Genomic DNA, 9,142 nt, shown 5'->3' with positions numbered 1-9,142 from the left:
CTCGACCTTGGATCTGCCGGGACCATGGCCGGATCTGGCGGCCTCAGCGCCGGAACCGCCGTCCGGGGCGGGTTCCGGGGCGGCGGGGTAGCAGCGGCGGTGGTGGCAGTGGTGGTGGGCGGCGTGGACGAGGGCTCCGGAGGAGACCGCCTCGGCGAGGACGAGGTGGCCGGTGGAGTCGCCCTCGGCCAGTTCGGTGAGGCCGGCGGCGTCCACGGCGAAGCCGCGGTAGCGGGGGCGGTGGCCCGGGATGACGGCGGCGGCGAGGCCGGTCAGGACCAGGGGCGGGGGCGCTTCCAGCAGGGCCCGGTCGAGGGTCTGGTCGTGGACCTCCAGGTCGAGCCAGTTGGTGAGGAGCACGTCGCCGCCGTTGAGCCACCAGCGTTCGGTGTCGGCGGGGTGCGCGGTCATGTGGGTGACCAGGGAGATCAGGGTGCGGTGCTCGCGGCCTTCGAAGACGAGGGGTCCGGGCACGCGGTCGGGGGTGACGGCCGGGGTGCCGCCGGCCAGCCAGACGGCCACCTGACGGCCGGTCCAGCGGGCGGCCGGGTCCACGGTGAGCAGGCCCGCGAGCAGGTGCTGCCAGCGGCCGAGCCCGGCCTCCCCCAAGGCCGCGCCGTCGAGTTCCACGGCGGGTTCGCCCGGTTCGAACCGGGGCGGACGCCCGGTCAGTAGCTCGTGCACGAGCACGCCCAGCGCCCACCAGGCGTCCCCGGCTCCGGCGGCGCTCTCGGGGGGCGGGGGCTGGGACCAGCCGTACCTGTCCGGGCGCGGGATCAGGCCGAGCCGGAGCGTGAGCGGTTCCAGGCCGGTCACGGTCAGGTCCTCGGCGCGGAAGTCGCCCAGGTCGAGTCCGGTGGCGGCCCGCCATTCCGCGATCAGCGCGGCCACGGCCGCGACGGCCTCCTTGGCGCGCTCCTCGTTCCACGGCTCGCCGGTCATCAGCCCGCGCAGCGAGTCGGTGGCCAGGTGGCTCTGAACCAGCCACGGCAGGTCGCCATCCCCCGATCCCGCCCGCCCGTACGCCACGAGCCCGGCCACCGGATGGCCGACCAGCCGGTCGAGGAGCCCTTCGTCCAGCCAGCGCCCCGGCTGGTACACCCGGACCGTGACCTGCGCCGTCTCGCCGTTCCTCGGCCGGGCGAGGTAGAGGTCGCTCTCGTCATCCTGCGCGAGCAACGCCTCAATCGTGTACCGCCGTCGCAGCGACATCGGCACCAGGGAGAACCGGATCACGGGCACGGATCCTTTCAATAGCCGGCCACAACCCGCCAGACGATCTGGCCACGAACTGCTAACGGGGGGGTTACCCGGTCAAACGACCGAGACGGGGTGGGAGGTTCCAAACCTCGGCCGCGCCACCGGTTCCGGCGGGGCGGAAGGTCCCACACGCCGCCAGCTCCCAGAGGGCGGAGGTTCCGCACATCGGACCCGCAGCGCCGACTCCGACGGGGTGGAGAGGTTCCGCACCTCGGCCGCGCCACCGGTTCCGGCGGGGCGGAAGGTCCCGCACGCCCCCAGCTCCCAGGGGGTGGAGGTTCCGCACGCCGATCCCGCGCCGCCAGCTCCCAGAGGGCGGAGGTTCCGCACATCGGACCCGCAGCGCCGACTCCGACGGGGTGGAGAGGTTCCGCACCTCGGCCGCGCCGCCGGTTTCGGCGGGGTGGGCGGTCCCGCACGCCCCCAGCTACCGGGGGGTGGGAGGTTCCGCACGCTGATCCCGTGCCGCCGGGTCCGACGGGGTGGGGAGGTTTCGCACTCCGTCGGCGCTGCTAGCTTGAACGGCGTGGGGACGAGGGTGCTGCACGCGATCTGGGCGGGAAGCCGGCTCGCGCTGTGGGCCGAGGACAGCACGCTGCCCCTGACGTCCCGCTCGCGCTCCGAGGTCCGCGATCACCCGTTCGCGCTGCCCATCTGGGCCATGCCGACGCTCCCGGCCACAGCGAACAGCAGGCCCGCAACTTCCAGGGCCCCGACCCTCGGGACCGCGAAGCCCAGGGCCGCGGATCCCGCTCGAACGGCAACCGTTCAGACGGACGCCCAGACGAGCGCTCCATCGGGCAGTTCGCGGATCGCCCAGCCGGGCGGCCGACGTCTCGAAGAAAGCGCTCAGGCGGGCGGTCGAAGCGTTCAGCCGGGCATGCGCACGACCACCCGATCCGGGGCCGGGTCCGCCGGACAGCCGGTCGCCGTGCTGGTGCTGCCCAGTTCGGGGCGTGGGCCGGTGCCCTCGCCCGAGCTGGGGACCGATGAGGTGGTCAAGAACCCTCGGTTGGCGCGGTGGCGGGTGCCGTTGTTGCCGTACACGCCGGAGGAGTTTGATGCGATTCCTGGGCCTTCGGTGCGGTATTTCGGGATCGTTGGGGAGTTCGCGCGGGATCTGGTCCGGCGGGGGCGCATCCTGCCGTGGCTGGCCGGGGACGAGGCGCGCTGGCGGCCGGTGCTGACGGGGGCGGATGCCCGGCGGTTCCGGGAGCTGGCGGTGGCGATGCCGCCGGTGTGCAGGGCCGTACAGGAGGGTGCCGGGCAGGAGGAGGGGCGGTCGGGCAAGGTTCTGCTGGGGGCGCTGACGGAGCTGGTGGACGCGGCGGCGCGGCGGGGCTTCCCGGAGCGGCTCATCGGGGCGTACCGGCCGGGGCGGAAGGCCGCGCTGGCGGATCGCTGGCTGCTGGCGCTGACCGACGCGGACCCGCGGCTGGACGAGGTGGAACCGGACGAGGCCGCGGCGCTGACGGCGGCGCTGACCGCGTGGTTCGCGGCGGCGCGCGGGCTCGGCGGCCCGGTCAGGGTGGAGTTCCGCCTGGTCGAGCCGGTCGGGGACGGCGACTGGCGGGTGGAGTTCGGCCTGTGCTCCGCCGAGGAGCCGGATGTGCGCGTCCCGGCCTCCCGGGTCTGGGCGGGCGCGGACTTCCCCGGCGCCCCCGACCCGGAGCGTGTGCTGCGCGCCGGGCTGAACCGGGCGGTCCGCCTCTACCCCGACCTGGACCGGGCCCTGCGCGAGCCGCGCCCCACCGGGATGCGCGTGGACACCCGGGGCGCGTTCGCGTTCCTCCGCCACTCCGCCCCCCTGCTCGAAGCCGCCGGGTACGGCGTGCGCCTCCCCCCGTGGGTCGGCAGAACCCGCCTGGGCCTCAAGATGACCACCCGCTCCCGCCCCGGACCCCCCAACATGGGCCTGCGCGAGACGGTCGACTTCCGGATGGACCTCGCCGTCGGCGACCAGGTGATCGGCGAGGCCGAACTGGCCGAACTGGCCCGCCTCAAGGTCCCGCTGGTCCGCGTCCGCGGCTCGTGGGTGGAGCTGGACGACCGCCAGCTGAAGGCCGCCCTGCGCGCCGTCGAGGACCGCCGGGTGACCGAGCGGACCGTGGGCGACGTCATCCGCGAGGTGGTGCTCGGCGGCGCGGAGGAGCTGCCGCTGGTGGAGGTGGACGCCGACGGCCTGCTCGGCGACCTGCTCTCCGGCGAGACCGAACGCCGGCTGCGCCCCGTCCCCACCCCCCCCACCCTGGACGGCGCGCTCCGCCCGTACCAGGAGCGCGGCCTGGCCTGGCTGGCCTTCCTGTCGGGGCTCGGTCTCGGCGGCATCCTCGCCGACGACATGGGCCTGGGCAAGACGATCACGACGCTCTCGCTGCTGCTGGCCGAGCGGGAGGACGGCGCGAGGCCGCCCGCGACTCTGCTGGTCTGCCCGATGTCGCTGATCAACAACTGGCAGAAGGAGGCCGCCAGGTTCGCGCCCAGCCTGCGCCTCTACATCCATCACGGCGCCTCCCGCCACCGCGACGAGGACCTGGCCTCGGCCGTCGCGGCGGCCGACCTGGTCGTCACCACCTACGGCACCGCCCTGCGGGACCTGGGCGCGCTGGCCCGGCAGGGCTGGGAGCGGGTGGTCTGCGACGAGGCCCAGGCGATCAAGAACAGCGCGGCCCGGCAGGCCCAGGCGGTCCGCCAGATCCGGGCCAGGACCAAGCTGGCGCTGACCGGCACCCCGGTGGAGAACCACCTGGCCGAGCTCTGGTCGATCATGGAGTTCTGCAACCCCGGCCTGCTCGGCCCGGCGCGGGCGTTCCGGTACCGCTACCAGGAGCCGATCGAGACCCGCCGGGACGAGAACGCGATGAGCGCCCTGCGCCGAGCCACCGGGCCGTTCGTGCTGCGCCGCCTCAAGACCGACAAGACGATCATCTCCGACCTGCCGGACAAGCAGGAGATGAAGGTCTGGTGCACGCTCACCCCCGAGCAGGCCCGCCTCTACCAGGCCGTGGTGGCGGAGATGATGGGCCGGATCGAGGGCAGCGACGGCATCGAGCGGCGCGGCAACGTGCTGGCCGCGATGACCCGGCTGAAGCAGGTCTGCAACCATCCGGCGCACCTGCTCAAGGACGGCTCCCGGCTGGACGGCCGCTCCGGCAAGCTGGCCCGGCTGGAGGAGCTGGCCGAGGAGATCGTCGAAGAGGGCGACAAGGCGCTGGTCTTCACGCAGTACGCGGAGTTCGGGACCATGCTCCAGCCGTACCTGGAGGCGCGGCTGGACCGGCCGGTGCTGTGGCTGCACGGCGGGCTGAGCAAACGGCGGCGGGACGAGCTGGTGGACCGCTTCCAGGGCGACGACGAGCCGATGATCTTCCTGCTGTCGCTGCGGGCGGCCGGGACCGGCCTCAACCTGACCGCCGCCAACCACGTCATCCACGTGGACCGGTGGTGGAACCCGGCCGTGGAGAACCAGGCCACCGACCGGGCGTTCCGGATCGGCCAGACGAGGAACGTGCAGGTCAGGAAGTTCATCTGTGTGGGCACGCTGGAGGAGCGGGTGGACGAGATGATCGAACGCAAGCTGGCCCTGGCCGACAGCGTGGTCGGCACGGGCGAGGACTGGCTGGCGGACCTGTCGGCCGACCAGCTGCGCGACCTGTTCCGGCTCGGCCCGGAGGCGGTGCGATGATCGACGACGAGCTGGATGTCACCGATGTGCCGTTCGCGGACCGGCTGGACGACTTCTACGCGCCCTCGGTCTCGCTGGCGCGGCTGAAGGCGCCGCCGTCGCCGCCCACCCCGGCCGACCTGCTGCTGCGCGCGCTGGAACCGCCACCCATCAAGATCAGGCACATCCCGGTCCTGGACCTGCTCCGCCCGGCCTACCGGCGGCTGGCCGCGCTGGACGAATGACGGCTCAGGTGTCGACGAAGTCCTGCCCGACCATCACGCGGACGCCGTTCGGGATGGTGGTGAGGGTGAGCGGGGTGCGGAGCCGTACCTCGCCGTCGATGTCGGCGGCCATCGGGGGGTCGGTCTCGATCAGCATCTCGCGGCCGATCACGAAGGGACCGCCGGCCAGGCTGCGCCACTTGCCGGTGGTGGCCCGGTTCATGGTCTCCAGCAGCAGCCGCAGCCGTTTGCCCGAGCCCAGCTGGTAGGCGACGAGCCGCCGGTTGTCGATGCTGATGTCCCTGGCGATCTGCCAGCCGCCGTGGAAGCGGCCGTTGGCGATGTTGAGCTGGTGGGTGAGCAGCTCGTGGCGTTTGCCGTCCACCGTCACGTACGCCCGGAAGGGATGGTGGCCGGGCAGGATGGTCAGCGCGGTGAGCGGGTACGCGGCCCGCCCGAGCACCCGTTTCAGCCAGGGTTTGACCGTGTTCGCCACCTCGACCGAGACGCCGAAGCTGGCCAGGTTGGCGAACGGCCGGTCGCCGCACAGGCCCAGGTCGACGTCGGCCACCTTGCCCTCGGTGAAGATCCGGACCGCGCCGCTACGGGTCAGCGGGAGGCCGAGGCTGCGGGCGAAGTTGTTGGTGGTGCCCAGCGGCAGCACGCCCAGGGCCACGTCCCGGTGCATCAGGTGCTTGACCGAGGCGCTCAGGGTGCCGTCGCCGCCGCCCACGATGAGCAGGTCGGGGCCGAGGCCGAGGGCCTGGTCGAGGGTGGCCCGCAGGCGCTTCGGCTCGTCCACGGGGAACTCCCCGAGCGGCGCGAAGCCGGCGGCCCGGATGAGGCGCAGCACCTCGTCGTAGTGCCTGCGCCCGCGCCGGGACTTGGTGTTGACCACTACGGCGGCCCTCCGGTGTTCCCGGACGGCCGCCGTATGGTCTGCCTTGCTCCGCATGATCACATGCTAGTGCGTTACTTCGTCGCCGCCGTCACCTGGAGGATGACGCCCAGGTTGAGCGGCAGCGGGCTGATCAGCTTGATCTTCGCGCCCAGCTGCTTGCCCTCGTCGCCGGGGTTGCCGGTGCCGAGGATGAAGCCGTTCACGTTCTCGCCGTACAGCTCCGTGGCGGGGCTGCCGTCCGCGTGCACGATGCGCGCGGTGTAGAGCTGGTTGTCCCGCGAGGGCACGACCGCCGAGGCGTCGCGGCTGCGGAAGAACAGGCCCTCGGGGTCGCGGAACTCCAGGCCCGGGTACCAGGTCTTGGCGTCGGTGAACTCCTTGACCGGGCTCTGGGCCGGGAACGAGGTGCAGTACATGCTGAACGGCTCGCCCGCCGCCTCAAGGCATTCCTTGATCGGGTACGTCTTGTCGAACCCGAAGGCCGCGTTGGACGCCTGCGGACGCATCGGGATGTTCTTCAGGACGCTCGGGTCCTTCGCGGCCGCGGTGCCGGAGCGGCGCAGCGGCTCGAAGTGCGAGTCGACCAGCAGCATCTCGCCCTTGGCGCCGATGGACGGCGGCGCGAACGCGTTCGACACCGGGCTGTTGCTGCTGAAGGCCGCGTCCCGCAGCCAGACCAGCAGGCCGGGCGCGTTGTACTTGACCTTCTCCACGTTCCAGACGCCGTTGCGCTGGTAGTTGGTGTCGTAGGTGTACGCCAGGCCCTGGTCGAAGCCGTCCAGGTTGCGCCACTCGGCCAGGTAGAACAGCTCGCTGCTGAGCGTTCCGCCGTGCCGCGTCCAGCCGGTGCCGCGGGTGTCGGTGAAGGTGGTGACGGTGGGGGTCCAGCCGTTGGCGCCGGCCTCCACGTCGTCGCTCCACACGGTCGCGCCACCGTTGGTGACCGAGAAGTCGTCGGCGAACCAGCCGCGCTCCGTGAACGCCTCGTCGGTCGCGTACCGGAGCCGGACCTGGATGGTCTGGCCGGCGAACGGCGCGAGGTCGATGTAGTCGTGCCGCCAGGCGTCGGTGTGGCCGGTCAGGCCGTACTTCTTGCCGCCGAAGTCCTGCATGCGGTTGTTCGGGTCCGGGTAGCCGTCGTCGGTGGAGACGAGCGCGCCGCCCTCGGTGAAGACCTTCTGCTCGGACCAGGTGGTGCCGCCGTCGGTGGAGACCTCGACGAAGCCGAAGTCCCAGTCCTCCTCGATGACGTAGTCGTTCCACATCCAGAACTTCACGTCGGAGCCGGCCGGGACCTGGACCGTGCGGGTCAGCCGCACGTCGGCCCAGTTCTGGTCGCTGCCGGTCCACCACGCGTTGGCGCCGCTGTGCGGGGTGGTCATGACGACCGTCTTGTCCGGCAGGTTGATGCGGACGCCGTCCTCGGTCAGCTTGGGCGTGCGCGAGGCCTGGCCGACGGTGACCAGCTTGGTGCCGTCACCCGGGTTCATCGTCTTCGGGTTCACCCAGCCGAGCACCCACTTGTCCCAGATGCCCATGTGGGCGGGCATGGACTGGAAGATGGGGCCGGAGTGCGAACCGGTGGACATCAGGTCCCAGAACTCGACGCTGGTGTCGCCGCCGCCGACGGAGTCGTACAGGTCGGGCAGGCCGAGGTCGTGGCCGTACTCGTGGGCGAAGACGCCGACGCCGGAGTCCTCGGGCTGCACGATGTAGTTGGAGATGCGCTTGGTGGTGCCGGGGATGGTGTACCCGCCGGGGATGGTGGCGGAGTGCGCCCAGATGGCGTAGGTGTTCTCCGCGCCGCCGCCGCCGGACTTGTCCTCACCGGCGTGCACCAGCACGAGGTGGTCGATCACGCCGTCCGGCTCCAGCAGGTTGCCGTCGCCGTCGGCGTCGCTGACGTCCTCGACGTCGTAGTCGGCCCACGGGAAGTTCGGCTGCTGGGCGGCCAGCACGTTGACCGCGTCGACGCCGAGCTGGGCGGGGCCGGCCGGGTTGTCCGGGTGGCCGTTCATGTTCTGCGGGGCGTTGTTGGCGCCGGGGATGCACTCGGCCGCGCCGTACCAGCCCTCGGAGTGGGGGACCTTCAGCCAGCCCACGGCCGAGCCGGTGACGGTGTAGGCGCCCTTGGACATCTCCTCGTACATCTTCTTCATGGTGAAGCCGGAGATGTCGATGCCCTTCTTGCCGTCGCGGGGGTCCTTCAGGTCCGTACGGACCCGGGTGGTGATCCCCTTGTCGGAGTAGAGCATCTTGTTGAAGTGGTCGGCGCTGAAGTCCGGCACCCACATCGAGTTGTTGTCCTTGCCGGGACCGGGAAGGGTCGCCGGGTTCGGGATCTTGTTGTGCAGCGGGCCGTTGATCTTGGTCCCGGCCGGCTCGACCACGCAGGTGTTCGGGGTGGCCGTGGACTCCTGGCGGCTGAAGCCGGAGAAGTCGTCGTTGGCGTTCTCGTTGAACTCCACCAGCAGGGTCAGCAGCTTCGCGGTCTGCTTGGTGCCCGCCTTCTTGAAGATGAACTCGAACGGGTTCTTGCCGGTGCGGATGGCGCGCCGCTCGTTCTCGGCCAGCCGGCGCCCGGCGACCGGGTTTCCGCCCGAGTACTTGCGGTCGAAGGAGGCCGTGGTCTCCTGGACCGAACGCCCGGACCGGTTCTGCGAACCGGCGGTGACGCGCTCCTCATCCCGGGTGGAGACGTCTCCCTGGACCATGGGGGACGCGTAGTTGATGTAGTAGTCGGCGGCGGACGGGATGTAGTTCGCCACCGTGGTGTCGGCCGCGGCGGCGGTGACTGCCGCCCCGGGGATGGCCGTGAGTCCCGCTGCCGCGAGACCGAGGGCGGGCACGATGGCGGCCAGTCGCCGCGCCCGTCCTGAGGATGCTCTGACTAACAATCTATGTCCCTCCCTGCCCGGGGTTACCGGGCGACATCCGGACGACGCGCAGGGGGATGTCGCGCGCCACGGGTGTCACGGGTCTCCCAAACACCCCGTGATACACCGCAAGCCGGACGTTAGATGAACAAGTAATGGAAAGGTAAAGTCAGGGACGGATGTTGCTAAACCGTAATCGATCTGAATTTGTCACTTT

The 9,142-nt window shown here is 71.5% G+C and carries 4 protein-coding genes and 1 pseudogene; 2 read left to right on the top strand and 3 right to left on the bottom strand.

The features are described 5' to 3' along the window. Positions 1-1,236: pseudogene (locus Aph01nite_RS11925) on the bottom strand (hypothetical protein); the annotation flags it as partial. Between the two features lie 904 nt (positions 1,237-2,140). On the opposite strand from Aph01nite_RS11925, the gene Aph01nite_RS11920 reads away from it, so the two are divergent. Next, complete coding sequence (locus tag Aph01nite_RS11920; RefSeq protein WP_204040879.1) at positions 2,141-4,945, top strand: DEAD/DEAH box helicase; 2,805 nt, start codon at positions 2,141-2,143, stop codon at positions 4,943-4,945. Then, positions 4,942-5,169 carry a hypothetical protein gene (locus tag Aph01nite_RS11915; RefSeq protein WP_204040878.1) on the top strand — a complete coding sequence of 76 codons (228 nt, stop codon included), beginning with the start codon at positions 4,942-4,944 and terminating at the stop codon, positions 5,167-5,169. Before Aph01nite_RS11920 ends, Aph01nite_RS11915 begins: the two co-directional genes overlap by 4 nt. Before the next feature lie 4 nt (positions 5,170-5,173). On the opposite strand, the gene Aph01nite_RS11910 is transcribed toward Aph01nite_RS11915, so the two are convergent. Both Aph01nite_RS11910 and Aph01nite_RS11905 read right to left on the bottom strand, forming a co-directional pair. Further along, positions 5,174-6,103 carry a diacylglycerol/lipid kinase family protein gene (locus Aph01nite_RS11910; RefSeq protein ID WP_204040877.1) on the bottom strand — a complete coding sequence of 310 codons (930 nt, stop codon included), beginning with the start codon at positions 6,101-6,103 and terminating at the stop codon, positions 5,174-5,176. A 17-nt stretch (positions 6,104-6,120) separates the two neighbouring features. Beyond that, positions 6,121-8,946 carry an immune inhibitor A domain-containing protein gene (locus tag Aph01nite_RS11905; RefSeq protein WP_204040876.1) on the bottom strand — a complete coding sequence of 942 codons (2,826 nt, stop codon included), beginning with the start codon at positions 8,944-8,946 and terminating at the stop codon, positions 6,121-6,123. Positions 8,947-9,142 lie beyond the last annotated feature (196 nt).

Origin of the sequence: Acrocarpospora phusangensis (genome assembly GCF_016862995.1) — a bacterium.
GTDB classification, from domain to species: Bacteria; Actinomycetota; Actinomycetes; order Streptosporangiales; family Streptosporangiaceae; genus Acrocarpospora; species Acrocarpospora phusangensis.
This window is presented reverse-complemented; position numbering and strand designations above follow the sequence as displayed.